The sequence below is a fragment of the Amycolatopsis sp. NPDC114478 genome, assembly GCF_055633805.1.
On record NZ_JBVKDO010000020.1, the window covers coordinates 159,258 to 186,115 of the forward strand.

At 72.2% G+C, this 26,858-nt stretch carries 28 protein-coding genes; 9 read left to right on the forward strand and 19 right to left on the reverse strand.

Annotated features, from left to right (window positions below; genetic code table 11):
* Nucleotides 1-5 precede the first annotated feature (5 nt).
* The 4 genes from ACZ7OH_RS40410 to ACZ7OH_RS40425 all read right to left on the reverse strand — a co-directional run bounded on the left by ACZ7OH_RS40410 (nucleotide 6) and on the right by ACZ7OH_RS40425 (nucleotide 3,312).
* A complete protein-coding gene (locus ACZ7OH_RS40410) occupies nucleotides 6-920 on the reverse strand; it encodes an amino acid ABC transporter permease (RefSeq protein ID WP_470285727.1) in 915 nt (304 codons plus the stop codon).
* Nucleotides 917-1,603, reverse strand: a complete 687-nt coding sequence (locus tag ACZ7OH_RS40415; RefSeq protein ID WP_400889192.1) for an amino acid ABC transporter permease — start codon at nucleotides 1,601-1,603, stop codon at nucleotides 917-919. The genes ACZ7OH_RS40410 and ACZ7OH_RS40415 overlap by 4 nt, the downstream gene beginning before the upstream one ends.
* Before the next feature lie 76 nt (nucleotides 1,604-1,679).
* Complete coding sequence (locus ACZ7OH_RS40420; protein ID WP_470285728.1) at nucleotides 1,680-2,531, reverse strand: glutamate ABC transporter substrate-binding protein; 852 nt, start codon at nucleotides 2,529-2,531, stop codon at nucleotides 1,680-1,682.
* A 52-nt stretch (nucleotides 2,532-2,583) separates the two neighbouring features.
* Nucleotides 2,584-3,312 (reverse strand): amino acid ABC transporter ATP-binding protein, encoded by a 729-nt coding sequence (locus tag ACZ7OH_RS40425; RefSeq protein ID WP_400893326.1) that lies wholly within the window; start codon nucleotides 3,310-3,312, stop codon nucleotides 2,584-2,586.
* Nucleotides 3,313-3,588: 276 nt separating this feature from the next.
* On the opposite strand from ACZ7OH_RS40425, the gene ACZ7OH_RS40430 reads away from it, so the two are divergent.
* Nucleotides 3,589-4,263, forward strand: coding sequence for a response regulator transcription factor (locus ACZ7OH_RS40430; RefSeq protein WP_400893328.1), 675 nt, complete (start codon nucleotides 3,589-3,591; stop codon nucleotides 4,261-4,263).
* Nucleotides 4,264-4,268: 5 nt separating this feature from the next.
* Nucleotides 4,269-5,666: a sensor histidine kinase gene (locus tag ACZ7OH_RS40435; protein ID WP_470285729.1), complete on the forward strand. Its 1,398-nt coding sequence runs from the start codon at nucleotides 4,269-4,271 to the stop codon at nucleotides 5,664-5,666.
* On the opposite strand, the gene ACZ7OH_RS40440 is transcribed toward ACZ7OH_RS40435, so the two are convergent.
* On the reverse strand, nucleotides 5,663-6,589 hold the full coding sequence (locus ACZ7OH_RS40440) for a TAXI family TRAP transporter solute-binding subunit (protein ID WP_470285730.1): 927 nt from the start codon (nucleotides 6,587-6,589) through the stop codon (nucleotides 5,663-5,665). The two genes, ACZ7OH_RS40435 and ACZ7OH_RS40440, sit on opposite strands and share 4 nt — an antisense overlap.
* An 83-nt stretch (nucleotides 6,590-6,672) precedes the next feature.
* Here ACZ7OH_RS40440 and ACZ7OH_RS40445 point away from each other — a divergent pair, with 83 nt between their 5' ends.
* A complete protein-coding gene (locus ACZ7OH_RS40445) occupies nucleotides 6,673-7,878 on the forward strand; it encodes an FAD-dependent oxidoreductase (protein WP_470285731.1) in 1,206 nt (401 codons plus the stop codon).
* 1 nt (nucleotide 7,879) lies between these two features.
* On the opposite strand, the gene ACZ7OH_RS40450 is transcribed toward ACZ7OH_RS40445, so the two are convergent.
* From ACZ7OH_RS40450 to ACZ7OH_RS40495, 10 genes are all read right to left on the reverse strand, one after another.
* Nucleotides 7,880-9,424, reverse strand: a complete 1,545-nt coding sequence (locus tag ACZ7OH_RS40450; protein ID WP_470285732.1) for a benzoate-CoA ligase family protein — start codon at nucleotides 9,422-9,424, stop codon at nucleotides 7,880-7,882.
* 47 nt (nucleotides 9,425-9,471) lie between these two features.
* Nucleotides 9,472-9,843 carry a DUF1801 domain-containing protein gene (locus ACZ7OH_RS40455; RefSeq protein WP_470285733.1) on the reverse strand — a complete coding sequence of 124 codons (372 nt, stop codon included), beginning with the start codon at nucleotides 9,841-9,843 and terminating at the stop codon, nucleotides 9,472-9,474.
* 23 nt (nucleotides 9,844-9,866) lie between these two features.
* Nucleotides 9,867-11,009, reverse strand: a complete 1,143-nt coding sequence (locus ACZ7OH_RS40460) for an acyl-CoA dehydrogenase family protein (protein ID WP_470285734.1) — start codon at nucleotides 11,007-11,009, stop codon at nucleotides 9,867-9,869.
* 10 nt (nucleotides 11,010-11,019) lie between these two features.
* On the reverse strand, nucleotides 11,020-12,081 hold the full coding sequence (locus tag ACZ7OH_RS40465; protein WP_470285735.1) for a 2Fe-2S iron-sulfur cluster-binding protein: 1,062 nt from the start codon (nucleotides 12,079-12,081) through the stop codon (nucleotides 11,020-11,022).
* Nucleotides 12,078-12,887, reverse strand: coding sequence for an arylamine N-acetyltransferase family protein (locus ACZ7OH_RS40470; protein ID WP_470285736.1), 810 nt, complete (start codon nucleotides 12,885-12,887; stop codon nucleotides 12,078-12,080). Before ACZ7OH_RS40470 ends, ACZ7OH_RS40465 begins: the two co-directional genes overlap by 4 nt.
* Nucleotides 12,884-13,354, reverse strand: a complete 471-nt coding sequence (gene paaD / locus ACZ7OH_RS40475; RefSeq protein WP_400889220.1) for a 1,2-phenylacetyl-CoA epoxidase subunit PaaD — start codon at nucleotides 13,352-13,354, stop codon at nucleotides 12,884-12,886. The genes ACZ7OH_RS40470 and paaD overlap by 4 nt, the downstream gene beginning before the upstream one ends.
* Nucleotides 13,348-14,061, reverse strand: coding sequence for a 1,2-phenylacetyl-CoA epoxidase subunit PaaC (paaC, locus tag ACZ7OH_RS40480; protein ID WP_470285737.1), 714 nt, complete (start codon nucleotides 14,059-14,061; stop codon nucleotides 13,348-13,350). The genes paaD and paaC overlap by 7 nt, the downstream gene beginning before the upstream one ends.
* Nucleotides 14,058-14,351 (reverse strand): 1,2-phenylacetyl-CoA epoxidase subunit PaaB, encoded by a 294-nt coding sequence (gene paaB / locus ACZ7OH_RS40485; RefSeq protein ID WP_400889226.1) that lies wholly within the window; start codon nucleotides 14,349-14,351, stop codon nucleotides 14,058-14,060. Before paaB ends, paaC begins: the two co-directional genes overlap by 4 nt.
* The gene (paaA, locus tag ACZ7OH_RS40490; RefSeq protein ID WP_470285738.1) at nucleotides 14,348-15,394 is read right to left on the reverse strand and encodes a 1,2-phenylacetyl-CoA epoxidase subunit PaaA; all 1,047 of its coding nucleotides are present in this window, start codon (nucleotides 15,392-15,394) and stop codon (nucleotides 14,348-14,350) included. The genes paaB and paaA overlap by 4 nt, the downstream gene beginning before the upstream one ends.
* A gap of 109 nt (nucleotides 15,395-15,503) precedes the next feature.
* Nucleotides 15,504-16,295 (reverse strand): tryptophan 2,3-dioxygenase, encoded by a 792-nt coding sequence (locus ACZ7OH_RS40495; RefSeq protein WP_470285739.1) that lies wholly within the window; start codon nucleotides 16,293-16,295, stop codon nucleotides 15,504-15,506.
* A 161-nt stretch (nucleotides 16,296-16,456) separates the two neighbouring features.
* On the opposite strand from ACZ7OH_RS40495, the gene ACZ7OH_RS40500 reads away from it, so the two are divergent.
* The 3 genes from ACZ7OH_RS40500 to ACZ7OH_RS40510 all read left to right on the forward strand — a co-directional run bounded on the left by ACZ7OH_RS40500 (nucleotide 16,457) and on the right by ACZ7OH_RS40510 (nucleotide 19,542).
* A complete protein-coding gene (locus tag ACZ7OH_RS40500) occupies nucleotides 16,457-17,218 on the forward strand; it encodes an SDR family NAD(P)-dependent oxidoreductase (protein WP_400889235.1) in 762 nt (253 codons plus the stop codon).
* 17 nt (nucleotides 17,219-17,235) lie between these two features.
* Entirely contained in the window at nucleotides 17,236-18,021 is a 786-nt protein-coding gene (locus tag ACZ7OH_RS40505; protein WP_470285740.1) for an alpha/beta fold hydrolase, read from the forward strand.
* A 210-nt stretch (nucleotides 18,022-18,231) separates the two neighbouring features.
* Nucleotides 18,232-19,542: an acyltransferase family protein gene (locus ACZ7OH_RS40510; protein WP_470285741.1), complete on the forward strand. Its 1,311-nt coding sequence runs from the start codon at nucleotides 18,232-18,234 to the stop codon at nucleotides 19,540-19,542.
* Nucleotides 19,543-19,589: 47 nt separating this feature from the next.
* Here the strand turns inward: ACZ7OH_RS40510 and ACZ7OH_RS40515 are convergent, their stop codons facing one another.
* Together ACZ7OH_RS40515 and ACZ7OH_RS40520 are read right to left on the reverse strand one after the other, a co-directional pair.
* The gene (locus tag ACZ7OH_RS40515) at nucleotides 19,590-20,951 is read right to left on the reverse strand and encodes a beta-1,3-glucanase family protein (protein WP_470285742.1); all 1,362 of its coding nucleotides are present in this window, start codon (nucleotides 20,949-20,951) and stop codon (nucleotides 19,590-19,592) included.
* A 290-nt stretch (nucleotides 20,952-21,241) separates the two neighbouring features.
* Nucleotides 21,242-21,898 (reverse strand): TetR/AcrR family transcriptional regulator, encoded by a 657-nt coding sequence (locus tag ACZ7OH_RS40520; protein ID WP_470285743.1) that lies wholly within the window; start codon nucleotides 21,896-21,898, stop codon nucleotides 21,242-21,244.
* A 56-nt stretch (nucleotides 21,899-21,954) separates the two neighbouring features.
* On the opposite strand from ACZ7OH_RS40520, the gene ACZ7OH_RS40525 reads away from it, so the two are divergent.
* Nucleotides 21,955-23,055, forward strand: a complete 1,101-nt coding sequence (locus ACZ7OH_RS40525) for an FAD-dependent oxidoreductase (protein ID WP_470285744.1) — start codon at nucleotides 21,955-21,957, stop codon at nucleotides 23,053-23,055.
* On the opposite strand, the gene ACZ7OH_RS40530 is transcribed toward ACZ7OH_RS40525, so the two are convergent.
* Nucleotides 23,033-24,184, reverse strand: coding sequence for an SMI1/KNR4 family protein (locus ACZ7OH_RS40530; protein ID WP_470285745.1), 1,152 nt, complete (start codon nucleotides 24,182-24,184; stop codon nucleotides 23,033-23,035). The two genes, ACZ7OH_RS40525 and ACZ7OH_RS40530, sit on opposite strands and share 23 nt — an antisense overlap.
* Before the next feature lie 76 nt (nucleotides 24,185-24,260).
* On the opposite strand from ACZ7OH_RS40530, the gene miaB reads away from it, so the two are divergent.
* Entirely contained in the window at nucleotides 24,261-25,754 is a 1,494-nt protein-coding gene (gene miaB, locus ACZ7OH_RS40535) for a tRNA (N6-isopentenyl adenosine(37)-C2)-methylthiotransferase MiaB (RefSeq protein ID WP_470285746.1), read from the forward strand.
* Nucleotides 25,751-26,224, forward strand: a complete 474-nt coding sequence (locus ACZ7OH_RS40540; RefSeq protein WP_470285747.1) for an Rv2732c family membrane protein — start codon at nucleotides 25,751-25,753, stop codon at nucleotides 26,222-26,224. Before miaB ends, ACZ7OH_RS40540 begins: the two co-directional genes overlap by 4 nt.
* On the opposite strand, the gene ACZ7OH_RS40545 is transcribed toward ACZ7OH_RS40540, so the two are convergent.
* The gene (locus tag ACZ7OH_RS40545; RefSeq protein ID WP_470285748.1) at nucleotides 26,221-26,649 is read right to left on the reverse strand and encodes a hypothetical protein; all 429 of its coding nucleotides are present in this window, start codon (nucleotides 26,647-26,649) and stop codon (nucleotides 26,221-26,223) included. The two genes, ACZ7OH_RS40540 and ACZ7OH_RS40545, sit on opposite strands and share 4 nt — an antisense overlap.
* Between the last annotated feature and the right edge of the window lie 209 nt (nucleotides 26,650-26,858).

A 26,858-nucleotide genomic window follows, 5' to 3' on the forward strand; every position in this document is an offset into this window, starting at 1 on the left:
GGAGCTCAGAGTCCGCCCGAGCTGTTCCCGGTGGCGAAATCGGTCGACGCGGTCACCGCCGCCGGGGCGGCTTCCATCGGCTTCGCGCCCCGCGGTGCCTTCTTCCGCCGCGAGAGCTTGCGCTCCAGCCAGGAGGCGAACCACGACAGGAGCAGGTTGAGCGTGATGAAGATGATCGCGATGACGATCAGCGTCGGGATCGTGTTGTTGAAGTTGCCGGTGATCGGCCCGGACCCGCGGATCAGCTCGTCGTAGCCGATGGTCAGCTGACCGGCGAGCGCCGTGTCCTTCAGGATGACCACCAGCTGGCTCACCAGGGCCGGCAGCATCAGCGTGATGGCCTGGGGGAGCAGCACGTTGGTCATCAGCTGTGTCTTGCGCAGGCCCAGCGCCGAGGCCGCTTCGGTCTGTCCCTTCGGGAGCGACAGGATGCCCGCGCGGAACACCTCGGCCAGCACCGAGCCGTTGTAGAGCACCAGGCCCGTCACGGCGGCGAACAGCGGACGGGTGTCCGCCGCGATCGGGGTGTAGTACGCGTACAGCGCCGCGCCGAACACCATCAGCAGCAGCACCGGGATGGCGCGGAAGAACTCGACCACCGCGCCGACCGGGATCCGGACCCACTTGTGCTGGGACAGCCGGCCGATGCCGAGCAGGGCACCGATCGGCAGCGCGATCACGATGGACAGCGCGGCCGCTTCGAGCGTCTTCAGCAGGCCGGGCAGCAGGAACTGCGTCCAGGTCGAGCCCTCGATGAACGGCTTCCAGAGCGCGCCCGCCCATTGGCCCTTCTCGTCGAAGCCGGTGTAGACGAACCAGGCCACCAGGAGCAGCACCAGCACGAACAGGACCGTGTAGAGCCAGTTGCGCGCGCGAGCCTTCGGGCCCGGGACGTCGTAGAGGACGGACTGCGTGCTCATCGCTTGACCTCGGCTTTCTTGGCGACCCAGCCGAGCAGCAGGCCGAGCGGCAGCACCAGCGCGACGAACACCAGGGCGAAGAGGATGAAGACCAGGAACAGCGAGTCGGACTCGTTCTCGACCATCGTCGACATCAGCAGCGACGCCTCCGCGACGCCGATCACCGAGGCGACCGTGGTGTTCTTGAGCAGCGCGATCAGGACGTTCGCCAGCGGCGCGATCACCGAGCGGAACGCCTGCGGCAGGACGATCAGGCCCAGCACCTGCACGAAGCTGAGCCCGAGGGCCCGCGCCGCCTCCGCCTGCCCGACCGGGACGGTGTTGATGCCCGACCGCAGCGACTCGCACACGAACGTCGCCGTGTAGACGACGAAGCCCAGCACGGCCAGCCGGAACGCGTTGTCGGCCAGCGACGTCGGCGAGTTCGCGGCGGCCAGGTTGATGCCCAGCGTGGACGAAAGACCCAGCGACGTGAAGATGATGATCACGGTCAGCGGGGTGTTCCGGAAGATGTTCACGTACGCCGTCGCGAAGCCGCGCATGATCGGCACCGGACTGACCCGCATCGCGACGAGGATCGTGCCCCAGACGAGCGCCCCGATCGCCGAGAAGAACGTCAGCTGGAGCGTCGTCCAGAACGCGCCGACGAGGTCGTAGTCAGGGTTTTTGAGGAAATCGAACACGGTTGTCCAACCTGGCCTCGGTATGGGAACGGTGCGCCGCTTTCACGGCGCACCGTTCGTCTTCACAAACCGGATATCAGGGCGCGATCGCCGGGGCGGCCGGGATCTTGTAGCCCGACGGGCCGACGTTGGTCTGCAGCGCCTTCTCCCAGGAGCCGTCCTGCTCCATGGCCTGGATCGCCTTGTTGATCGCGGCCTTGCCGTCCGCGTCGTCCTTCTTCAGGCCGACGCCGTAGTTCTCGTCGGAGAAGCCCTTGCCGACCAGCTTCAGCTTGCCGGGCTGCTGCGCGGCGTAGCCGGCCAGGATGACGTCGTCGGTGGTCATCGCGTCGACGGTGCCGTTCAGGAGCGCGGTCACGCAGTCGGTGTACTTGCCGACCTCCTGCAGCTGCACGTCCTTGGCGTACTTCGACTTCACGTTCTGCGCCGGGGTCGAGCCCTTGACCGAGCACAGCTTCTTGTTGCCGGTCAGCGACTCGGGGCCGGTGATGTCGGTGGTGTCCGACCGCACCAGCAGGTCCTGGTGCGCGACGAAGTACGGGCCGCCGAAGGAGACGTCGTTCTTGCGCTTGTCGGTGATCGAGTAGGTGGCGACGATGAAGTCGACCTCACCCTTCTTGATCAGGTCCTCGCGCTGCGCCGACTGCGCTTCCTTCCAGGTGATCCCCGACTCTTCGACACCGAGCTGCTTCGCGATGTACTTCGCGACGTCGACGTCGAAGCCGGCGTAGGTGCCGTCCGGCTTCTTCAGGCCGAGGCCCGGCTGGTCGAACTTGATGCCGATGGTCAGCTTCTTGCTGTCCTTGGCCCGCTGGACCAGGTTCTTGTCGCCGCTCGCACCGCTGCCGGACCCGCCGCCGCAGGCCGTCAGGGCCAGCCCGGCGGCCATCACGACCGCGCCGACCTGCAGAACTCGGTTCAACCGCATCGTTTCAGGTGTTCCTTCCGAATCTCGTCCGGCCTCGGGCCGGGGAAAATGCTCAGTGGGTCAGGATCTTGCCGAGGAAGTCCTTCGCGCGCTCGCTCTTGGGCGCGGTGAAGAACGCTTCCGGCGTCGTGTCCTCGACGATCTCGCCGTCGGCCATGAAGATCACCCGATCGGCTGCCCGGCGGGCGAAGCCCATCTCGTGGGTGACGACCAGCATCGTCATGCCGTCCTTGGCCAGGCCGGTCATGACGTCGAGGACCTCCTGGACCATCTCCGGGTCCAGCGCCGAGGTCGGCTCGTCGAACAGCATGACCTTGGGCCGCATCGCCAGCGCCCGCGCGATCGCCACGCGCTGCTGCTGGCCGCCGGACAGCTGCGCCGGGTACTTGTCGGCCTGGTTGGCGATGCCGACGCGCTCCAGCAGCTCCATCGCCGTCTTGCGCGCTTCGTCCTTCGAGGCCTTGCGGACCTTCGTCGGCGCCAGCATCACGTTTTCGAGGATGGTCTTGTGCGCGAACAGGTTGAACGACTGGAACACCATGCCGACGTCGGCGCGCAGGGCCGCGAGGGCCTTGCCTTCGGCGGGCAGGGGGACACCGTCCACGGCGATCTCGCCCGAGTTGATCGGCTCGAGCCGGTTGATCGCCCGGCACAGGGTCGACTTGCCCGACCCCGACGGACCCAGCACCACGACGACCTGGCCGCGAGGCACCTCGAGCGTGATTTCCCTGAGTACGTGCAGGTCGCCGAAGTACTTGTTCACGGCGGACGCCTTGATCATCGGCGCCGCCACCTCCGCGGTCATCTGGCCTCCAGGGTCGTTCGAATGCGGCGTGGGTCACCACGCGATGGCGAGAACCTACCGTTGCTTCCCCGGCTGGCAAGCCGAGTTGAGCAATACTTAGGGTTTCAACTGCGTATCGATGTCCCTTTTGGGGGTATCGGCATCAGCGTAACCCACAGTCACCGTCCGGGTGGCCCGTGCGCGGTGAGCCGGGACGTCCTAGAGTTCGGCGCTACCGGCCGGTGGAGCGGGGTCACCATGGGAGGCGGACGGGTGCGGGTGCTGCTGGTGGAGGACGACGACCGGGTCGCGGGCGCGCTCATCCCGGCGCTGACCCGCCGCGGCCTGGCGATCGCCCGGCTGGCGACCGGCGCCGGCGTGCTCGAACGCGTCCACGAGGTCGACGTCATCCTGCTCGACCTGGGCCTGCCGGACATCGACGGCGTCACCCTGTGCACCCAGATCCGCGCGGTCAGCGACGTCGCGATCATCGTCGTGTCGGCCCGCGGCGAGGTCGACGACCGGATCCGGGGCCTGCGCGCGGGCGCCGACGACTATCTAGTCAAGCCCTACGACGTCGAGGAGCTGCTCGCCCGCGTCGAAGCGGTGCGCCGCCGCCGTCCGGAGCACACGGTCACCGAGCCGGTGGTCATCGAGGTGGGCGACGTAAGCGTCGACCTCGCCCGGCACGAGGTGCTGGTCGACGGACGCGCGATCGCGTTGTCCCGCAAGGAGTTCCAGGTGCTCGCCCTGGTCGCCGGCGCGCGCGGCGCGGTGTGCTCGCGCGAGCACGTGCTCACCGAGGTGTGGGGTCACCGGGGTGCCGCGGAGAGCCGGTCACTGGACGTCCACGTCGCGACGCTGCGGACGAAGCTGGGCCGCCCCGCGCTGATCGAAACGGTCCGCGGGGTCGGCTACCGGCTCGGCGGCGCGGCCGCCCGGAGCTGAGGGGCGTGCGCGTCCGGCTGCAGGGCATCGTGCTGACGCTGGTGGCGCTGCTGGTGTTCGGCCTCGGCATCCCGCTGGCCATCTCGATCGCCGCGGGCGCGCAGCAGGACCTCTTCCTCGACCGGCTCACCGACACCGCCCGCTTCGCGTCGCTGGCGCAGCGGCCGCTGCTGGACAACAAGCCGTACCTGATCGAGCCCGACGTGCGCCGCTACGCCGAGGTGTACGGCGTCCAGGTGGTGGTCGTCGACCAGGACGGCCGCCCGGTCGTCTCGGCGCTCGGCCCGGCCGCCGCGCGGATCGACCTCAAGGACGAGCGGATCAGCGACCCGGTCCACGAGGCGCTGGCCGGGCGCCGGTCGCAGCCCGCCGGCGTGCTGATGCCGTGGGACTCGACGCCGCTGGTGCTCGCCGAGCCGGTGCTCGCCGACGGCGAGGTGCGCGGGGCGGTGCTCACCGTGTCCACCACCGACTCCGAACGCGCCGCCGTGCTGTGGTGGTGGCTGCTGCTCGCCGCGGGCGGCATCCTCGCCTTCGTGCTGGCGCTGGCCGTGGCGATCCCGGTCGTGCGGTGGATCCTCAAGCCGGTCAAGCGGCTCGACGACGCGACCGGCGCGCTGGTGGCGTCCGTGGTCAGCGGACGCGAAGCCGAACCGGTGGGGGAGGGCGGCGGACCGCCGGAGCTGCGGCAGCTCGGCCGCTCCTTCGACCGGATGGCCGAGAGCGTGTCGGGCGCCCTGGCCGCGCAGCGCGCGTTCGTCGCGGACGCCTCCCACCAGCTGCGCAACCCGCTGACCGCGCTGAAGATCCGGCTCGGGAACCTCGACGGCCACGTCGTCGACGACCAGTCCGCCGCCGACCTGGAGGCCGCGCGGGTCGACGCCGGACGGCTGCACCAGATCCTCGACGGCCTCCTCTCGATGGCCCGCGCCGAAGCCTCCGGCGGCGAGCTGGACCCGGTGGTGCTCGACGAAGCCGTCGCCGAGCGCGTCGCCGACTGGTCGGTGGTCGGCGAGGCCCGGGACGTGCGGCTGGTCGTCGACGCTGCGGGCGACGGCGCCCGCGTCCGGATGCCGCCGCGCGGCGCCGAGACGATCCTGGACGCGCTGCTCGACAACGCGCTGAAGTTCACCGCCTCCGGCACCGAGATCCGGGTCGCCGTCGAACGCGACGGCGACCGGGTGCGCCTGTCCGTCCGCGACCACGGCCCCGGCCTGCCGCCCGAGGAGCTCGACCGCGCGCTGGACCGGTTCTGGCGCAGCCCGGCGCACCAGAACGTGCCGGGATCGGGGCTGGGCCTGGCGATCGTCAGCGAGCTGACCGCGCACTCCGACGGCGAGCTGGCGCTCGACCTGCCCGACGGCGGCGGCCTGCGGATCACGATGACGTTCCCGGCCGCCTAGGTCTTCTTGTCGCGGTAGTACCGCAGCGCGCCGGGGTGCAGCGGGATCGGCTGGGTCTCGATGCCCGGGTGGACGTCGATCGACAGCGCCGCCGGGTTCGCCAGCGCCAGCTGCTGGCGCGCGTCGAACAGGCCGCGGACCAGCGCCTCGGCGACGTCGTCGCTCATCGACTTCGGGACGATCAGGAAGTTCGGCACCAGCAGCGTCGTCACCGGGCCCGGCTGGTTGTAGGTGCTCGCCGGGATGGACGCGGTGCCGTAGACCTGGTTGATCTCCTGCATCTTCGGCATCACGTCGGCGATGTCGAGCAGGCGCAGCGACTGCTTGCCGTTGTAGCCGGCCAGCACCGGGGTCGGCAGGCCGCCGGACCAGAAGAAGGCGTCGATGTCGCCGTTGAGCAGGGCCTTGACGGAGTCGTCGAGCCCGCGGGCGCTGGTGGTGACCGCCCCGGTGAGGTCGGTCGCCTGCAGCAGCCGGCGGGCGATGTACTCGACGCCCGAGGACGGCGCGCCCGTCGCGATCCGGTGGCCGCGCAGCTGCCGGACGTTCTGGATGTCGGAGTCGGTGCGGACGACGATGTGCAGGTAGTCGTCGTGGATCCGGGCGAGGGTGGTCAGCCGCGGGTCGGTCTTGTACCGGTCGGCGGCGACGTCGGCGGCGACGAACGCGACGTCGGCGGTCCCGGCGAGCACCTTGTCGATGTTGTCGGGTGAGCCCTGGGTCTGCAGCACGGTGGGCCGGTCGATGTCCAGGCCCGCGGCCCAGGCCGTGGCGAGGGTCTGCGCGAGCTTGTCGTAGACGCCGCCCGGGTTGCCCGCGGCGATCCGCAGCTTGAGGTCGCCGAACCCGGAGCTACACGCCGAGAGCACCAGGACCAGGGCGGCCGCCATCGCGAGCGCCTGCCTCCGCCGCGTCGTGGCCACGGCCCGATCGTGCCAGATCCGGCGCCCGAGTGGTTGGCCCCCGGCGATCAGGGCACCCTCGGTGCAGACGGAGGGAGTGCGGCATGGACGTCGTCGTCGTGGGTGGCGGGCTGGCGGGGCTGAGCGCGGCGCGGCGGCTGCGCCGGGCCGGCGCCGAGGTCACGGTGCTGGAGGCGGGGGACGACATCGGCGGCCGGGTGCGCACCGACGTCGTCGGCGGGTTCCGGCTCGACCGCGGGTTCCAGGTGCTGCTGCCCGCGTACCCGGCGCTGCGGCGGCTGACCGACGTGCCGGCGTTGCGGCCGCGGCCGTTCACGCGCGGCACGATCGCGATGACCGGCTCCGGACGCCGGTGGCTCGCCGGGCCGTGGCACGGCCTGCCCGCGGTGCGCGGGGCCGCGGCGTTCGCGGCGAGCCGGCCCCTCGACGGCGCGCGGATGGCGGCGCTGGCGGCCAAGGACGTGCTGGCGGCCGATCGGACGGACACCGGGCGCAGCACCGCCGAGGAGCTGCGCCGCTGGGGGCTGACCCGGGCCACGGTCGAGGAGGTGCTGCGGCCGTTCCTGGCCGGGGTGTTCCTCGACCCGGCCCTGGCGACGTCGAGCCGCCTGTTCCACCTGCTCTGGCGGAGCTTCCTGCGCGGTGGGGGCGCGTTGCCCGCCGAGGGGATGCAAGCCCTGCCGCGGCAGCTGGCGACCGGGCTGACGGTCCGCACCGGCGTCGAAGTCGACGCGGTCACCGAGGACGGCGTCCGCACGCGGGACGGCGAAGACATCCGCGCGCGTGCGGTGGTGGTGGCGACCGACGGGGACACGGCGGCGCGGCTGCTGCCGGGGGTCGAAGCGCCGGGCTGGCACGCGGTCACGACGTTCTACTACCGCGCGGACGCCTCCCCGCTGCGCTCGCCCACGCTGCTGGTCGACGGCCTCGACGACCTGCTGCTGAACACGGCGGTGCTCAGCGAGGTCTCCCCGGCCTACGCCCCGGCCGGCTCGGCGCTGATCGCGGCGTCGGTGCCCGACCGCGCCGACCCGGGCCTGGAACCGCGGGTCCGGCAGCGGCTGGCCCGGATCTACGACACGGACACGCGCGGGTGGGACCTGCTCGAGACGTACGCGATCCCGAACGCGTTGCCGGTGTTCGGTCCCGGTGCTCCGCTGCGCCGCCCGGTGCGGATCGGCCCGGGCCGGTACGTCTGCGGAGACCACCGGGACACGCCGTCGGTGCAGGGCGCGCTCGTGTCCGGCCAGCGGGCGGCCGCCGCGGCGCTGGCCGACCTCGTGGCCTGACTCACGCCGCTTCCGGGAGCTCCTCGGCCCGCAAGGCGATCCGGTCCACCTTCCCCGAGGCGGTCCGGGGCAGCCGGGGCACGAACCACACCTCCCTCGGGTACTTGTGCGGCGACAACCGCGCCTTCACGTACTGCTGCAACGCTTCGCCGGACACGTCGTCCCGCGCGACGACGAACGCCCGCGTGCGGGTCAGGCCGTCCCGCTGGAACCCGACCACCGCGCACTCCGCGACCGCGGGGTGCGTCGCCAGGCACTTCTCGATCTCGGTCGGGGAGACCCACAGGCCGCCCACCTTCAGCAGATCGTCGGCGCGGCCTTCGTAGCGGAAGAAGCCGTCCGCGTCCTGGGACACCAGGTCACTCGTGCGGACCGTGCCCGGGGCCGGGAACGCTTCGGCGGTCTTGTCCGGGGCCTGCCAGTAGCCCGCCGCCACGGTCCCGCCGGTCACCTCCAAGCGGCCCGTCGCCCCGCGCGGGACTTCGGTGCCTTCGTCGTCCACCACCCGGACGCGGTAGCCGGGGATCACGCGGCCGAGGGTGCCGGGCCGGGAGCGGCCGGGGGAGTTGGAGATGTAGCCGTGGTAGGACTCGGACGCGCCGATCCCGTCGATCGTGTCCACGCCGAACGTGTCCGCGAACCGGCGGTGCAGGTCCGGCGGCAGCAGCTCGCCGCCGGAGACGCACAGGCGCAGCGAGCCGAAGTCCTGCTCGGCCGCGGCCGGGTGCTCCAGCATCGCGTTCATCATCGTCGGGACGTTGACCAGCACGGTCGGGCGGTGCCGGGCGATCAGCGCGAACATCCGGTCCACCGTGCTGCGTTCCGGGAACACGACCCCGGCCGCGCCGATGCCGAACGGGAACGTCACCGCCATGTTGTTGGCGTAGCCGAAGAACAGCTTCGGCACCGGCAGCACGACGTCGTCCGGCCGGATGTCCATGACGGCGCGGGCGTACCACTCGAAGCTGAGCAGCGGGCTGCGCGCGTGGATCAGGCACGCCTTGGGGGAGCCGGTGCTGCCGGTGGTGAACCGCCACAGCGCGATGTCGTCGCTGCGCGTCGGCGCGGCCTCCAGTGCCGTCGGCTGCTCCGCCGTGACCGCCGCGTAGTCGTGCTCGCCCGGGCGCAGCGACTCCGGGTCCGCGCCGACCACCAGCAGGTTGCGGGCGCCGGCCGCGCGCAGCGGACCCAGCGTCGTCGTGTCCGCGACGACCACCGCCGGCCGGCTGTAGTCCAGGTAGTAGCGGTAGTCGGCCGGCTTGAGGAACGTGTACACCTCGGCCGTCACGGCGCCGATCTTCTGCACCCCGAACCAGGTCGCGACGAACTCGGTGCCGTCGCCCAGCGCCAGCAGGACGCGGTCGCCCCGCCGGACGCCGAGCGCCCGCAGCGCGTGGCCGGTCCGGTTGGCCAGCGCCTTCACCTCGCCGTAGGTGACCGGGCCGGCCGCGGTGTGCAGCGCGGTCCGCCCGTCTTCGTTGCGGTCGAGGAAGTGCGCGGCGAGGTTGAACTCGGCCGGCACGTCGGCGGCGCGCAGGTGTGCCATCTCGTTGTCCTTCCCCCAGCGGGCCGATCCCCATCGGCCCGGGTGTCTTACTTCCCGGCCCGCTCCAGCGCGGCCGCCTGGCGCAGCCAGTCGCCGAAGAGCTCTTCGTCGATCTCGTCCACCGAGCGGATCTTGACCTGGCCCATGCCGCCCGAGCCGGCTTCGAGGCGACCGGAGGAGTCCGAAATCGCCTGCCCGCGCCAGAACCCGAAGGTGACGTACGCCTTGTACGCCTTCAGGTAGGTGACGAGCTGCTTGCCCGGGGTCTCGCTGTGGCCCCACCACGGGTGGCCGTAGTAGAGCAGCCCGTGGGCGTCGGGCAGGTTCGCGTCGATCACCTTGGCCAGCCGGTTCGCGATCTCCCGCAACGGCTCGGCCAGGCTCGCCAGGTACTCGTCGGTGTTCTGGGGCTTGCCCATGATCTCCCTTTCCTTTCGGTGCGTCAGGCGGTGCGCCGGACGTCGTCGAGCAGCGTCGTGCCGAGCACGTCGTAGCTGGTGTCGGCGATGAACTTGTGCTGCAGCGCGACGAGCAGGTCGCGCAGGATCCGCTGCAGCGGGTGGTCCAGCCGGATCGCCGCGGTGCCGGCGTACCGGTAGGCCATCGTCGTGACGTCGGTGGCCACCTCGGTCACGTACGTTTCGGCGGCGACCAGCTGCTGCACGAACAGGCGGTCCGGGCGCGGGCCGTGGCGCAGCCGGTCGCCGAGCGCGCCGAGCAGCCGCGCGGCGTGGTCGCGGGCGGCGCTCAGCCGGGTGTGGGCTTCGCCGAGGTCGCGGTGGAACGCGCCGCGCGCGGCCAGCGGCGAGCCCGCGGACCGGGCGGCGGACACGACGGCGTCGAGGGCGCGTTCGCCCGCGCCGAGCGCCACCCCGCAGTGCGCCGCGGCCACCTGGGCCGCGATCGGCGCGGCGAACCGCGGCCCACCCCGCAGGGGCCGCGGCCGGCCGAGGGGGAACCAGTACCCGTCGGGGACGAAGAGGTCCCGGACCGCGTAGTCGACGCTGCCGGAGCCGGCGAGCCCGACGGCGTGCCAGTTGTCCAGGACGTCGACGCGCTCCTTCGGGACGACGAACGCCCGCCACTCGTCGTCCGGCGGCGGGGCGGTGAACCCGCCGAGCACCCAGGTCGCGTGGCTCATCCCGCTGCCGAAGCCGTAGCGGCCGGTCACCCGGACCCCGCCCTCGGCGGCGACGGCCGTCCCGCGGGGCGGTCCCTGCCCGGCGACCACGGCGGGGCCGCCGGAGCCGAAGATCTCGCGGACGGCGTCGTCGGAGAGGTACGCGGCGGCCCACGACGAGTAGAGGCAGCCGGCCGAGAGGTTCCAGCACGCCGCCGTGCTCACCCGGCTGACCGCTTCGTAGACCTCCATCTCCACCAGCGGCAGCACTTCCAGGCCGCCGAGCTCGGTGGGCAGCGCCAGCCGGAACAGGCCCGCGTCGGCGAGCGTGCCGAACGCCTCCTCGGGCAGCATGCGCCGCTGTTCCGCGTCGGCTTCGGTCTCCGCGAGCACCGCCCGCACGCTTTCGACGCGCTCGGCGAGCTCGCCCTCCAGCCGGTACGGCGGCCACTGGTGCCCGGTCATCCCCGTCTCCTCACGCCGCGTCGAACTCGACGGTGACGTCGTCGCCGACCGGCTGCGCCCGGCAGGTCAGCACGAACCCCGCGGCTTCCTCGTCGGCGCCGAGGGCGAAGCCGCCGCTCATCCGGACCGTGCCGCTCAGCACCCGCGCCCGGCACGTGCCGCACACCCCGGTCCGGCACGAGTAGGGCAGCTCCGGCCGGACGGCGAGCGCGGCGTCCAGGATGGACCCGGCGGCGGTCATGTCCACAGTGGACGTACGGCTGTCGTGCACGATCCGGACGCGCCCGCCGTCCGCGGCCGGCGGCACCGGCCGGACGGCAAGCCCGAAGAGCTCCGTGTGGACCGCGCGGGCGGGGACGCCCAGGTCGAGCAGGGTCCGCCGGGCCGCCGTCGCGAGACCGTCGGGGCCGCACACGAACCACTCGCGGCCGGGGGCCGGCGTGCCGAGGCCGGCCAGCAGCCGGGGCAACGTGGCCGCGTCCAGCCGGCCGGGAGCCAGGCCGGCCGGCCGCTCCTCGCGGGAGAACACGTGCACCAGGTGCAGCCGCCGGGCGTGGGCGTTCTTGAGGTCGGCCAGCTCCTCGGTGAACATCGCCGAGTCGGTGGTGCGGTTGGCGTAGTAGACGGTGAACGTGCTGAACGGCTCGGTCCGCAGCACCGAGTCCACAATGGACAGGATCGGCGTGATCCCCGAGCCGGCCGCGACGGCGCCGTAGCGGCGACGGCGGTCGGGGTCGGGTGTCGTGCCGAACGCGCCCACGGGCGGGAGGACGTCCAGCGCGTCCGCGTCGGCCAGGCTGCCGGACACGGCGCCGCCGGGCACGATCCGGACCCCCAGGCGCAGGTGCCCGCGCCCGGCCAGGTCCGCGGGAGTGGAACAGACCGAATAGGACCGGCGCAGCTCGCCGCCGTCGTCGCCGGTGGCGCGCACGGTGACGTGCTGCCCCGGCCGGAAGGCGAACGCCTCCCGCAGCGACGGCGGCACGGCGCAGGTGAGCGCGACCGCGCTGCCGTCGGCCGCGACGCGGTCGGCGCCGAGGACGGCCAGGCGGTGGAACCGGGTCCGGGTCATCGCGGTGGCTCCGGCACTGCGGCGAGGTCGAAGCCGAACCAGGTGCGGTAGGCGTCCCGGCGGGCGGCTTCGCTGCCGAGCACGGTCTTGGTGCGCTGCCCCTCGTGCAGCCGCACCAGCGTGTCGCCGCTGATCGTGATCTTCCCGGTTTCGGTGTGCAGCGAGCAGAACAGGCCGGTGAGGAACGGCGACTCGGGCGCCGTCTGGAACCAGTAGAGCGTCGGCTCGAAGTCCGCGATCGTGCGCGGGTGCGGCTCGAGCCGGTACTGCGGCACGTCGCCGCGCAGGACGTCGAGGTCGCCGTCGGCGGCTTCGGCGATCCGGTAGACGCCCTGCGGGTCCGGCTGCGGCTCGCGGTCGTCGAGCCGCAGCGGGAACCGGAAGCTGCGGCCGTACCCGACGTCGACCAGCCACGGCTCGGCGGAGTCCTCGGCGAGGACCCGCAGCACGAGGTGGCCGAGCAGGGGACCGGGGACGTCGTCGATGTAGACGCGGGCGCCGTACACGGTCACGTCGTAGCCGAGCGCGCGCAGCACTTCGGCCAGGCAGCCGTTGAGCTCGTAGCAGCCGCCGCCACGGCGTTGCTCCACGATCTTCGGCAGGGCCGCGGCGCCGAGGGCGATCGGCTTGCGCAGCAGGAAGTCGAGGTTCTCGAAGGGCACGGTGAGCACGTGCCGCTCGTGGATCCGGCGCAGGGCGGCCAGGGTGGGGCGGCCCGGGTGGTCGACACCGAGCCGGCGCAGGAACGCTTCGACCGCGGTCCCGTCGGCTTCCGAGTGCGCGCGTGCGTCCGCGACGGCGGTCATGGCAGCTCCTTCAGGTGGTCGAACGGCTCGAGGCAGGCGGTGCACCGGCGGATCGCCGTGCAGGCCGTGGCGCCGGACCGGGCGATCTCTTCCGACCCCGGAGCGGCGCACCGCGGGCACGGCGGCGCCTCGACGTGCAGCGTGAGCAGCGGGCGCGGCGGGGCGATCCCGGCGGCGGCGAGCTTGACGCGGGCGGACTCGGTGATCCGGTCGGTGGTCCACGGCGGGTCCCACGCGGTCACGACGTCGACCCGTGGCCAGCCGGCGGCGCGGGCGGCGGCCCGGATGTCCGCGCGGATCGTGTCGAGGGCCGGGCAGCCGAGGTAGGTCGGGGTGACCGTGACGACCAGGCGGCCGTCCGCCTCGGCGGTGACGTCCCGCAGGATGCCCAGCTCCTCGATGGTGAGCACGGGCAGCTCGGGATCGGCGACGGCGGCGATGGCGGCCCGCACCGCCGCGGTCACCACCGGGCCCCCGGGTGCGCGCGGTGCAGGCCCTGCATCTCCTGGACGAGGTAGGAAAACGCTTCGGTGTGCTCGCCGCGCCGGCCGCCGGTCGGCGTCCAGCCGTCGGCCGGGCGCTCCAGCGTCGCCTCGCGCAGCACGCTCTCGACGCGGCCGGTCCACGCCGCCCGCAGCGACTCCGGGTCGAAGCCCGGCGCGCCCGGTTCGAAGAGCCCGTGCGTGAACGGCCAGACGTCGTCGACCGCGGCCTGCATCCGGCGCTTCGACTCAGGCGTGCCGTCGCCGAGCCGGACGGTCCAGGCGTGCGCGTGCTCGACGTGGTAGCGCGTCTCGACGGCGGCCTTGCCGGCGATCGCGGCCAGCACCGGATCGTCCGCGCCGCGCAGCGCGGTGTAGCGCAGCGACTGGAAGACCGCGAAGAAGAGGAGCTTCGCGATGGCCGTCGCGAAGTCGTCGTCGGGCAGCTCCACCAGCTGCGCGTTGCGGAACTCCTCGGGCTCACGCAGGAAGGCCAGCTCGGTTTCGCCGCGGCCCGCGCCTTCGAGGTCCCCGGCGTGCGAAAGCAGCGCCCGGGCCTGGCCGAGCAGGTCCAGCGTGATGTTGGCGAGCGCGACGTCCTCCTCCAGCTGGGGTGCCCGCGCGCACCACTGCGAAAGCCGCTGGGCGGCGATCAGCGCGTCGTCGGCCAGCTCGAGCACGATCCCGGTCACAGGTTCTCCACCCCCGCCGGCAGGGTGAAGAACGACGGGTGGCGGTAGGCCTTGTCGGCGGCGGGGTCGAAGTAGGCGTCCTTCTCGTCCGGGCTGCTCGCGGTGATCGCCTCCGTCGGCACCACCCAGATCGAGACGCCTTCGCCGCGGCGGGTGTAGAGGTCGCGGGCGTGCTGCAGGGCCAGCGTCGCGTCGGCCGCGTGCAGGCTGCCGACGTGGGCGTGGGTGACCCCGCGCCGGGCCCGGACGAAGACCTCCCACAGCGGCCAGTCGCCCGTCGCGCCGGTCATGCCGCCACCGCCACGGCGTCCCGGCGCTTCGCGGCGTAGGCCGTCGCGGCCGCCCGGACCCACGCGCCGTCCTCGTGGGCGGCCAGCCGGTGCCGCAGCCGCTGCCGGTTGCACGGCCCGTGCCCGGCGACGACCCGCTTGAGCTCGGCGAAGTCGGGTGGGGTGAAGACGTGGTGGCCGGTTTCGGCGTCCCAGCGCAGGGCGGGGTCGGGCAGCTCGACGCCGAGCGCGGCCGCCTGCGGCACGCAGAGGTCGACGAACCGCTGCCGCAGCTCGTCGTTGCCGCAGCGCTTGATCCGCCAGGCCATCGACCGCGCCGAGTGCGTCGAGTGCTCGTCGGGCGGGCCGAACATCGCCAGCGCCGGGTACCACCAGCGGTTCACGGCGTCCTGGGCCAGCTTCCGCTGGGCCGGCGTGCCGTGGGTGAGCGCGCGCAGCGAGTCGAAGCCCTGCCGGTGGTGGAACGACTCCTCGCGGCAGACGCGGACCATCGCCCGCGCGTACGGGCCGTAGGACGTCCGGCAGAGGGTGACCTGGTTGACGACGGCCGCGCCGTCGGTGAGCCAGGCGAGGGCGCCGGTGTCGGCCCAGGTGAGCGTCGGGTAGTTGATGAACGACAGGTACTTCTGCTGTCCGTTGTGGAGCGCGTCGAGCAGCTCCGCGCGGGACACGCCCAGCGTCTCCGCGGCGGAGTAGAGGTAGAGCCCGTGCCCGGCCTCGTCCTGGACCTTCGCGATCAGGATGGCCTTGCGCGCCAGGTCCGGCGCGCGGGTGATCCAGTTGGCCTCGGGCTGCATCCCGACGACCTCGGAGTGCGCGTGCTGCGCGAGCTGGCGGACCAGCGCCGCGCGGTAGCCCGCCGGCATCCAGTCCCGGGGCTCGATCTTCAGGTCGGCGGCGATCAGCGCGGCGAAGTCGGCCTCGTGCCGGGCCGGCGGCCGGGCCGCGCGACTCCGCGAAAGCTCTTCTTCCGCCGTGCGCACGGTCGCGGCGAGCGCGGCCATCCCGGGCGGGACCGGGACACCGGGAATGTCGGGCTGCACGAACGTCCTCCAGGAGCTCACCCGCGCACGCGGAAGCCGCGGTGATCGAATTCGAGTATGCGAGGGGCGCGGGGCGGCGGGCATCTTCGCGCGTGCGCTCCGGGCGTGGTCAGAAATTACCGCGGATAATCCACAGATCGGGAAAAACCGGCTTGAACAATGTTGTGTACAGATAGGACGCCCCACTCGAGCCGCCGGTGCCGGGCAGGGCGCCGATCATCCGCTCGACGAGCCGCACGTGCCGGTACCGCCATTCCTGCCAGGTGCGGTCGAAGTCGGTGAGGCGTTCGCAGAGCTGCGCCGGAACGCCGTCGTCGTCGTAGACGCGCAGCAGCACCCGCTGCACCGCGGCCGACGGCTCGGCGGGCGCCGCCGGGTCGCGGCGCACCGGCACGGGGTAGCCCTGGGTGCCGAGGAACTCGACGAAGGAGTCGAAAAGGGACGGTCGGGCGAGGGCGGCTTCGATGCGCGACCGGTCCGCGCTCCCGGCGGGGTGACCGTCGGTGATCCGGCCGTCACGGCGGCCCAGCACGGCCTCCAGCTCGCGGAACTGGGCCGACTGCAGGCCGCTGCCGGTGCCGAGCTCGTCGCGGAAGCGGGCGAAGTCCCGGGCCGTCATGGTCTCCACGACGTCCACTTGCGACACCGCCAGCCGCAGCACGGTCAGGCAGCGGTGCAGGGTGTGCAGCGCCTGCGCGGCGCGGCCACCGGCCAGATCGGACTGCAGCTTCGCGAGCTCGTGCAGCAGCTGCTTGAACCACAGCTCGTAGACCTGGTGCACGACGATGAACAGCAGCTCGTCGTGCTCCCCGGAAACCGGGCGCTGGGTGGCGAGCATTTCGTCCAGGACGAGGTACGTCGAATAGTTCGGTGGCGCGGGTGCGAAATCATTTTCGAGCATGGCCGATCTTTCCCCAGTTCGTGCGAAAGCCGTTTCCGCCAGAGTAGGCGCGATCGCGGCATTCCCGGCTGCCGTTCCGGCGTCCCGCAATCGAGGAGAACCGCCCGCGCAGCACGTTCGGAGATGCGGCGGCCGCCGGTCCGCTGGCAGCGTGGTACGCCGTGGCAGAGCGTGGATTCCGGGCTTTCGTGTCCGGCGGCACAGGAGATCTCGGGGCCCAGGTCGTGCGCACCCTGGCCGGCTCGGGCCACGAGGTCTGGTTCCAGTACCGCTCGGGCGCCGAAGCGGCGACGGCGCTCGCGGACGAGACCGGCGCGAAGCCGTTCCACGCGGACTACACCCGCATCGACAAGCTGACCGACGCCGAAGTGCTGCCCCCGGGCGGGTTCGACGTCCTCGTCTGCTGCGCCGGGGTGAACCTCGGCCGCGAGAAGCTCGCGGACGTGCCGGCCGACACCCTGCGCCGCACGCTCGCCGTCAACGTGCTGAGCGCCGTCCGGCTGACGCAGGCCTGCCTGCCCGGGATGACGGCGGCGGGTTACGGCCGGATCGTCTACCTCAGCTCGATCTTCGGGCAGGTGGCCGCACCCGGGAACGCGCCCTACAACTTGACGAAGAGCGCGCTGCGCGGCCTGTGCCAGAGCGTCGTCGCCGACTACGCCGGGTCCGGCGTCACCGCCAACGAAATCCTCGCCGGGCCGGTCGACTCCACGATGTACCGGACCGTCGCCGCGGACCGCGGCCGGGCGCTCGGCCGCGACCCGGCGGTGCTGGAAGCGGCCATGGTGAAGCGGATCCCCGCCCGGCGGCTCGGCACGCCGGCGGACATCGCGCACGCGGTCGGCTACCTGGTGTCGGCCGAAGCGTCCTATGTGAACGGTGTGGCACTGCGCGTCGACGGCGGGGTGCTCAGTGTCCTGTAGCAACGAGAGGAAGTTCCATGAGTGAGGTAACGTCCCGGGATGGGACCAAGATCGCCTACGACCGCTACGGCGACGGGCCCCCGGTGATCCTGGTCGGCGGCGCCTTCCAGTACCGCGCCTTCGACCCGAGCACCGCGCAGCTGGCCCAGCTGCTCGGCGAGCGGTTCGGCGCGGTCCACTACGACCGCCGCGGCCGCGGTGAGAGCGGCGACACCAAGCCGTACGCGATCGACCGCGAGATCGAGGACATCGCGGCGCTGATCGACGCCGTCGGCGGGACCGCGTCGGTGTTCGGCATGTCTTCGGGCGCGGTGCTCGCGCTCGACGCGGCGGCGAAGCTGCCGGTGTCCAAGGTCGCGGTCTACGAAGCGCCCTTCATCGTCGACAACCTGCGCCCGCCGCTTCCCGAGGGCTACCACGAGAAGCTGGTCGAACTGGTCGAGGCGGGCCGCCCGGGCGACGCCGTCGAGCACTTCCTCGTGCACGGCGCGGCCGTGCCGCCGGAGTTCGTCTCGCAGATGCGCGGCGCGCCGATGTGGCCGGGCTTCGAGTCGGTGGCGCACACGCTGGTGTACGACTCGGCGCTGATGGGCGACGGCTCGGTGTCCGCCGACCGCTGGGCCGCGGTGCGCGTCCCGGTGCTCGTCGCCGACGGCGGGGCCAGCGGCCCGGTCATGCACAACGCGGCCAAGGCGCTGGCCGGCGTGCTGGCCGACGCCCGCGAGCGGACCCTCGAAGGACAGGGCCACGACGTGGCGCCGGACGTGCTGGCGCCGGTGCTCGCCGAGTTCTTCGCCGGCTGACCACCCATTTCCCCCTGACGTCCCCGGTGCGCTCGCACCGGGGACGTCTTTTGTCCGGAAAGGACGGCGCCGGAAATTATCCACCGTCCTCTGTGGTCAGTGGATAAGGTTCTGAGCTGTGGTTTTCCCATGTGGACCGCACCAATGAAGATGAGCGGCCCGGCGTCGGAAGTAAACGATGGGCTTCTCTGGACTTCGAAGGGGTTCATCATGGGGAACGCAGTCAAGCCCGCCGGGGCACTACCGGCACCAGGGACGAAAGTCCGCGTCCCGACGCTCGACGGCGTCCGCGGCCTCGCCGCGGTCGGCGTGCTCGTCTACCACGTCGCCTTCATCAGCGGCGTGAGCGCGTGGATGGGGCAACCCGGCGCCGGGATCTGGGGCCTGGTCAGCAACGGCCTCGCCGTCTGCCTGGGACCGTTGTTCGTCCTTTCCGGAATGTTGCTCTTCCGCGGCTTCGCCCGGTCGGTCATCACGGGCGCGCCCAAGCCGGCCGTCGGCTCGTTCCTGACCCGGCGGGCGCTGCGGATCCTGCCCGCCTACTTCCTGCTCGTGGTCGCCGATCTGCTGCTGCTGAACCTGCGCAGCATCGACGGCGTCTGGTACGTGCTGCGCCCGTTCCTGCTCTTCCACTTCTTCTGGCCCGACGGCATCTCCATGGCCGGCATGGAGCCGACGTGGACGGTGCCCGCCGAGATGACGTTCTACCTGCTGATCCCGGTCGTGGCCTGGATCGGCGCCCGGCACGCGCGCAAGGCGTCGACGCCGGGCGCCCGCGCCCGCCGGCTGGTGCTGCCGCTGGCGGTCTTCACCCTGATCGGCTTCGCCTGGACGGCGATGGCGTACCTGCCGGCCCTCGGTACGGACGTGTTCTACCTGTCGTTCTGGCCGTTCGGGTACTTCTCGCTGTTCGCCGCCGGGATGTTCCTCGGCACGCTGTCGGCGTACTCGCAGGCCGTCGACCGGCCGCCGGCGGTGTACCGGCTGATCGTCCGCCACCCCAACCTGTGCTGGCTGCTGGCGCTCGGGGTGTACGTGGTCAACCTGCCGGAGTTCTTCGGGCACCCGGGCATGGGCGACTACGGCGCCCTCGCCCAGGAGATGCTGGCGCTGGTCTTCATCACGGTGTTCGCGGTGCTGATCGTCGCGCCGCTCACGGTGCCGGGCGTGCGGTCCCGGCTGATGGACGGCGTGCTCACCAACCGGCCGGTCCGGTTCCTCGGCCGGATCTCGTACGGGATCTACCTCTGGCACCTGCTGATGATCTACCTCTGGTTCCGCAACGGCAGCGTGTTCGGCAAGGCCCCCGACCCGCTGCTCGGCCTGCGCGGCCAGGCGGGTTTCTGGCCCCTGCTGGCCTTCGTGCTGGGCGGCAGCATCGTGGCGGCGACGATCAGCTACGTGCTGGTCGAGCGGCCGGCCAACGCGCTGGCCCAGCGCCTCGGCCGCGACCGCGTTCCGGCGCCGCCGGTCGTCGTCCCGCCCGCGAAGCCCGCGGAACCGGACGAGCGCGCGGCCTGACCGCGGCCCGGTGCGGCGGCCCGGAAGCCGCCGCACCGGGGATCGGGTCACCAGCCGACGGCGACCACCAGCCACTGCGGGTTGCCGTGGGAGACGAACGACGACTGGGCCGCCACGTCGTCGTACGGGAAGCCGTACGCGAGGTGGTTGATCCCGTGGTCGTGCCAGAACTTCGCGTAGTAGTTCGCAGGAGCCGCCTGGTAGTACCGCGCCGGGTCCTGCCACTGCGACTGCGGCAGGTGCGCGGTGTGGCGGTTCAGCGCCGCGCACATGTCCGGGTTGCCGGCCAGCGAACCGGCGCACCCGGTGATGTTCGACGTCGGCTCGTTGACGCCCACCGACTGCGCGTAGGCGGTGAAGTAGTTCGCGTACTTGCCGCCGGCGCGGAAGTCCGGCGCGCTGCCCGGTGCCGGGATGCGGTACGGCGCGTTCACCGTCGCCAGGCCCTTGAACTCCGCCGGCACCTCGGACTGGAACTTGGCGAAGGTGGCCGACCGGTCCTCCTGGAACGTCGGGTAGTCGTCGCCGACCTGGACGTCGTAGCCGTCGTGCGCGTGCAGCCGCATGGCGAGCTTCAGCGCGAACGCGTCGACCCGGGTCGTGTTGCCGTTGAACACGTCCGGTCCGACGGTGAACTCGATGAAGTCGGCGTACTGGCCGTTCGGGGTGCCCAGGTAGAAGTACATCCGCCCGGCGGAGTTGGCCGGCATGTCGAGGTAGGGCTGCTCGGCGATCGAGTGCGTCTGACCGCCGAAGTTCCAGTACACCTGGCTGTCCGGGTACTTGCCGTTGGTGCGGTTGAGCACCTTCACGGTGAGCACGTTGCGCGCGGCCGGGATGCTCGCGGTGTCACCCCAGAACGAGTCCGGCGGCGTGCCCGCGCCGGGCGGCGTGGTCCCGCCGCCGGTGCCGAACACCTGGAACTCCCACAGCGAGACGCCGTACGGGGTGGCGCGCGCGGTCGTGGCGAGCCGGACGTAACGGCCGGAGCCGGACACGTTCAGCGTCTGCGTGCCGCCGGTGCCGGTGGTCGTCTGGTACACAGTGGACCACGTGGAACCGTTGTCGGACAGCTGGATCTGGTACGCGGTTGCGTAAGCGGCTTCCCAGCGGAGGACGACCTGGCTGACCGTCGCCGCGCCGCCGAGGTCGACCTGGATCCACTGTGGATCGCTGAACTGCGACGACCAGCGGGTGGCCGTGTTGCCGTCCACCGCGGCGCTCGCCGGGGTGCCGGCGTTCTCCACCGACGAGGCCGTGGCGGGTTTGCCTTGGGAGATCAAGGTGTCCGCGGCGGTCGCGGACGGTGCGGCGAAGCCGAGGACGGCGACGGCGAGGGCCGCCGCCAGCGTCGCCAAGCGGGTACCGGGGCCGCGGCGACGGCGCCGCGGCAGGACGTTCGAGGGCATGGTTCCTCCCTGGCCGGGGAAGTGGGGCGGACCCGCCGCCGGTCAGGGGACGGCGCGGCCCGGCTCGTCCCCTGAGTGCCGGGCGGATGCCCTCGAGGGCCGGCGGGGAACGATCGGTAAAAAGGTTCATACCACCGGCCCCGGCCTGTCAAGCCTTGACAGTTCGGCGCCGCGGAGCGATCCTCGGAACCGGTTCCACCTCGAACCTCTGCGTGGCGCCGCCACCCGCCCAGGGGCCCATTCCCGGGAGTCGGTCATGCCTTGCGGTGCCGCTGGCAGTACGTCGTCGCTCAGTGCAGGGCGGCGATCCCGGCCAGGAAGATGTCGACGCCCGCGAGGAACTGTTCGCGGTCGTCGTGCTCGCGCAGCTGCGCGGAAACCCGGTGCACGAACGGGTACCTCTCCGGGTCGAGCTCCGCCCACTGCGCGGCGACCTTGGCCAGGAGAGCCGTCCGGTCCGCTTCGCCGAAGGCGAGGACCCGGGCGTTCGCGGCGTTTTGCCCGGCGACGCCGAGGACGTAGTTGACGAGCGCGCCCGCGGCGTCGAACAGCGCGTGCTCCGGGACGCCGAGCGCGTCGAGCAGCCGGCCGGTGCTCTCGTAGATCTCCAGGAGCGCGGGGCGCCACGGCTCTCGCGAGAGCTGGGCGCCGACCCAAGGGTGGGCGTCGATCGTGTCGAACAGGCCCAGCGCGACCGTGCGCAAGGCTTCCCGCGGGTCCGCGTCGAGGACCACGCCGGTCAGGACGCCCGCGATGACGTCGTCTGTGGCGGCCGCCAAGAGGTCGCTCTTGTTCGCCACGTGGTGGTAGATCGCGCCGTAGCCGGTGCTCAGGCGCGTCGTGAGCGCGCGGAAGGTCAGCGCGGCCTCGCCGCCGTCGTCGAGGAGCTCGGTCGCCGCCCGGACGATGACCTCCTGGGACAGCCCGTCCGTGCGTCGTTTCGCCATGCGCCCATCATGCCATGTTTGGATCGCCGATCCAAAGTCGTGGTAGCGTCGTTGGAATGACGATCCAAAACCCTGTGACGATCATCGGTGGCGGCCTCGGCGGCCTGGTCCTGGCCCGCGTCCTGCACGTCCACGGCGTCCCGGCGACGGTCTACGAAGCGGAGGCGTCGCCGGCCGCCCGCCGCCAGGGCGGAATGCTCGACATCCACCCGTGGAACGGCCAGCCGGCGCTCGAAGCGGCGGGCCTGACGGCGGAGTTCCGCGAACTGGTCCTGGCCGGCCGCGAGTCCTACCGCGTCCTCGACCGGCACGGGACGGTGCTGCTGGACCGCCCCGACGACGGAACGGGCGAGCGCCCGGAGGTCCAGCGCGGCGAACTGCGGCAGCTGCTGCTCGACTCCCTGCCGCCCGGGGCCGTCCACTGGGGACGGAAGGTCACCGATGTCCGCGCCCTCGGTGAAGGCCGTCACGAGGTGAGCTTCGCCGACGGCGCCACCGTGGTTTCGAGCCTGCTGGTGGGCGCGGACGGCGCGTGGTCGCGGGTGCGGCCGCTGCTGTCGGACGCAGTTCCTTCGTACGTCGGCGTTTCGGTGGTCGAGACGTTCCTGCTCGACGCCGACACGCGTCACCCCGGCGCCGCGAAGGCGGTCGGCGCGGGCTCGATGTTCGCGCTGGCGCCGGGCAAGGGAATCCTGGCGCACCGCGAAAGCGGCGGCACGCTGCACACCTACGCCCAGCTGCGGAAGCCCGAGGACTGGCTCCTCGGCGACGTCGCCGAGGAGTTCGACGGCTGGGCCCCGGAGCTGACGGCGTTGCTCACCGACAGCGACGTGCCGCCGGTGCTGCGCCGCCTGTTCACCCTGCCGGCGGGCCACCGCTGGGACCGGGTGTCGGGGGTGACGTTGATCGGCGACGCGGCCCACCTGATGCCGCCGAACGGCGAGGGAGCCAACCTGGCCATGCAGGACGGCGCCGCCCTGGCACAGGCGATCGCCTCGCACCCGGAGGACCCGGAGCGGGCGCTGGCGGAGTACGAGGAGCAGATGTTCCCCCGCGTGGCCGCCGAAGCGGGGGAGGAGGACATCTACGAGGTCATGCTCGGCGCCGAGGCGCCCCACAGCATGGTGGCGATGTTCACGGGAGCCGGGGCGTCGTGAGGAGTTCGCGGCCGCGCTCGGGCGTGATCGCCGTGGCCAGGACGGGGTCGGCGAGCAGGGCGACCGGGGCGATGTGGTCCGGCGTGCGCGGCCGCCAATGCGGCATCGCGGCCCGGATGGCGGTCCACAGGGCGTCGGGGTCGTCCGCGTGCGCGGCCCGGGCCTGGCGCACCGGCTGGTCGAACTCCGGGTTGCCGTAACCGAAGCCTTCGCCGGGCCGCGCGAACCGGGGTTCGTGCTCGGCGACCACGGCCATGATCGCCGGCCGCTCGCCGATCATCGCGCTTCGGAGCACGGATTGCCGCCCCGGCCGCGCGCGGCGGAGGTGGTCGTCGAAGAGGTACGGCAGCAGTTCCTCGGTGAACAGCGGGTCGGTGAGGAACCCCTCGGGCAGGAAGGACGGGTGCAGCAGCCGGCCGAGCAGCATTCCGGCCTCGTACGACTGGCCGGACAGCAGCAGGATCTGCGCACGCAGCACGGTGGCCCGTTCACGGCCGAAGTCTTCGGCTCGCGCGAGCACCCCGGCGGCGGCATCGACGTCCCCGGCGAGCGCGGCCAGCCGGGCCCGTTCGACCTCGGCGTCCCACGAATCACGCGTCTCGCCGGCGGGTTTGCGCATCTGGTGGAACTCGGCGTAGAGGTCCTCCATCAGCGCGGCGAAGGAAGCGAACCGGGTGGGTGGCGCGGCGCGCCAGGAGAAGAGGCTGTAGGCGGCCCACTCGCCGGACTCGTCGACGTCGGCGGGGTCGAGGAACAGGATGCCGGAGTCGGTCTCCTCGGACAGCAGGAGGCCACGCGTGAAGCGGTTGCCGTCGGTCTCCTGCTCGTCGAGGTCGTCCCACTCCTCCCAGAACGGCTCGAGGTCGCGCAGCCAGCCGACCGTCGTGGTGTCGCGCATCCGGTAGACGAAGCCGCCCGCGTCCCGCCAGCCGTTGGTGCAGAGGAGGAACTGCCGGTAGGACGGCGGCAGCCGCACCCCGAGCCGCCCCTCGGCGCCGGCGACTTCGGCCTCGGTCGCCGCGGCGAACCCGAGCCACCCGTCGCGCGCGACGGCGGGATCGAGTTCGCCGGGCTCCGCGGTGCTGATCCATTCCGCGCTCCACCGGCGCAGCCAAGGTCCCCAGTCCACCCGATCACTCTGCCACGGACAGCCCCCGGGAGGGGACGCCGAGGCGCAGGTGGGGGCGGGTCTACCCTGGGAGACGATGACCGAGACACAGGCACCCAGGGCGTACCAGATCCGCACCTTCGGCTGCCAGATGAACGTGCACGACTCCGAGCGCCTCGCCGGGCAGCTCGAGGACGCCGGGTACGTCCCCGTCGACCACGGGGGCAAGCCCGACCTCATCGTGTTCAACACCTGCGCCGTGCGGGAGAACGCCGACAACAAGCTCTACGGCACCCTGGGCCACCTGCGCCCGGACAAGGTCGCCAACCCCGGCCTGCAGATCGCCGTCGGCGGGTGTCTCGCGCAGAAGGACCGCGGGGAGATCGTCAAGCGCGCTCCCTGGGTCGACGTCGTCTTCGGGACGCACAACATCGGGTCGCTGCCGACGCTGCTCGAACGCGCGCGGCACAACGCCGAGGCCGAGGTCGAGATCCTCGAGTCGCTCGAGACCTTCCCCTCGACGCTGCCCGCGAAGCGCGAGTCGTCCTACGCGAGCTGGGTGTCCGTTTCGGTCGGGTGCAACAACACCTGCACCTTCTGCATCGTCCCGGCCCTGCGCGGCAAGGAGCGCGACCGGCGGCCCGGCGAGATCCTCGCCGAGGTCGAGGCGCTCGTCGCCGAGGGCGTGCTCGAAGTCACGCTGCTCGGCCAGAACGTGAACTCCTACGGCGTCGAGTTCGGCGACCGGCTCGCCTTCGGCAAGCTGCTGCGCGCGACCGGCGCCATCGACGGCCTGGAGCGCGTCCGCTTCACCTCGCCGCACCCGGCGTCCTTCACCACCGACGTCATCGAGGCGATGGCGGAGACGCCGAACGTCTGCCACCAGCTGCACATGCCGCTGCAGTCCGGGTCCGACCGGGTGCTGCGCGAGATGAAGCGGTCGTACCGCTCCGCGCGCTTCCTGAAGATCCTCGACGAGGTGCGCGCGGCGATGCCGGACGCGGCCATCACCACCGACATCATCGTCGGCTTCCCCGGCGAGACCGAGGAAGACTTCCAGGCCACGCTGGACGTCGTCGAGCAGGCGCGGTTCTCCAGCGCCTTCACGTTCCAGTACTCGATCCGCCCCGGCACGCCGGCCGCGACGATGCCGGACCAGCTGCCCAAGGCCGTCGTGCAGGAGCGCTACGAGCGCCTGGTCGAGCTGCAGAACGCCATCTCCTGGGAAGAGAACAAGAAGATCGTCGGCCGGCGGGTCGAGCTGCTCGTCGCCGAGGGCGAGGGCCGCAAGGACGCCGAGACGAACCGGATGAGCGGCCGCGCTCGCGACGGCCGCCTCGTGCACTTCACGCCGACCGGCGCGGCGGTCGACGGCTCGGTGCGCCCGGGCGACGTCGTCGAGACGGTCGTCACCTACGGCGCGCCGCACCACCTGGTGGCCGACGGCGACCTGCTGTCCCACCGGCGGACACGGGCCGGCGACAACGCGGAGGCCGGGCGGAAGCCGAAGACGAGCGGCGTCACGCTGGGACTGCCGGGCTTCGGTGCCCCGGCCGCCCAGCCGGAGCCGGTGAGCGGGTGTGCGCTGTGACGGAGTCCAAGGGCAACGGCGAGCTGGCCGAGCTGGCCGCCGAGATCGACGAGGTCGGCGACCACGCGTCGCGCACGGTGGAGCTGGGCCGGCGCGGGTTCACCATCGCGGTGTTCACGTTCGTGCTGCTGATCTGCCTGATCCTGCCGTGGGTCGGTGACAAGGCGGGCTGGCAGGTGCTGGCCGGCGAGGGTGGCGGCATCCCGCAGCTGTTCGCGGCGACGTCGACCGGCGTCGGCATCTTCGCGTCGGCGCTGGCGCTGGTGACGCGCCGGTGGTGGCTGGCCTGGGTGTGCGCCGCCGGCGGCTGGTTCGCCTCGGTGGACGGGCTGCTGGCGATCTGGTCGCAGCAGTCGTCGCACGCCAGCGGAGCCGCGGGCGGCGGACCCGGGTTCGGCCTGATCATCGCGTGGATCGCGATGATCTGCCTCGCGGCGTCGTGGATGCGGACCGCGTTCTCGCGTTCCTAGATCACCACGACGCCGAAGACGCTGGAGACGGCGCTGACGTAGAGGTCGGTCTCCGGGTGGTAGACGCGCAGGGTCAGGGTGGTGCGCAGGCTGAAGCTGAGGCTGAACACGAAGTTCCCGTTCGGCCGGCAGGTGCCGGTGCTGAGGTTGACCCAGACGCCGGCCTGCAGCTGCTGCACGATCACGGGTTCCCCACCGGCGACGCTCTCCTGCCCCCCGAGGTCGGCGAACGAGCCCTTGATCTTCGTTTCTTCGCCGACCTTGACGCGCGACTTGTCGGCCTTGGCTTCGAGCTTGGCTTTGTGCTTGTGCCCTTGAACGGCGGCCGGAGCCGGCCCCGTGGCCGCCAGCGCAACGGCCGGAGCGGCGAGCGCGACGGTGCAGGCGACGACCAGTGCGGACACGAGGTTCGATGTCTTGCTCATGATCGAAGTGGAGCACCGGTGGGGTGGGAAAGCGCCCGGAAACCCCCGGCCGGGGAGGGTGTGGGACCGGTTCGGGTGACGCGTTAACCGTCCGCTTGCCGGAGGGCCGTCACAACACCCCCGCCTTCCCTGGGGCGTGCCCTTGTCCAGCGTATCGGCGCCCGCCGACGAAACACCGGAAAAGCAGGCCGGGCGGCCGGCTTGTCCAC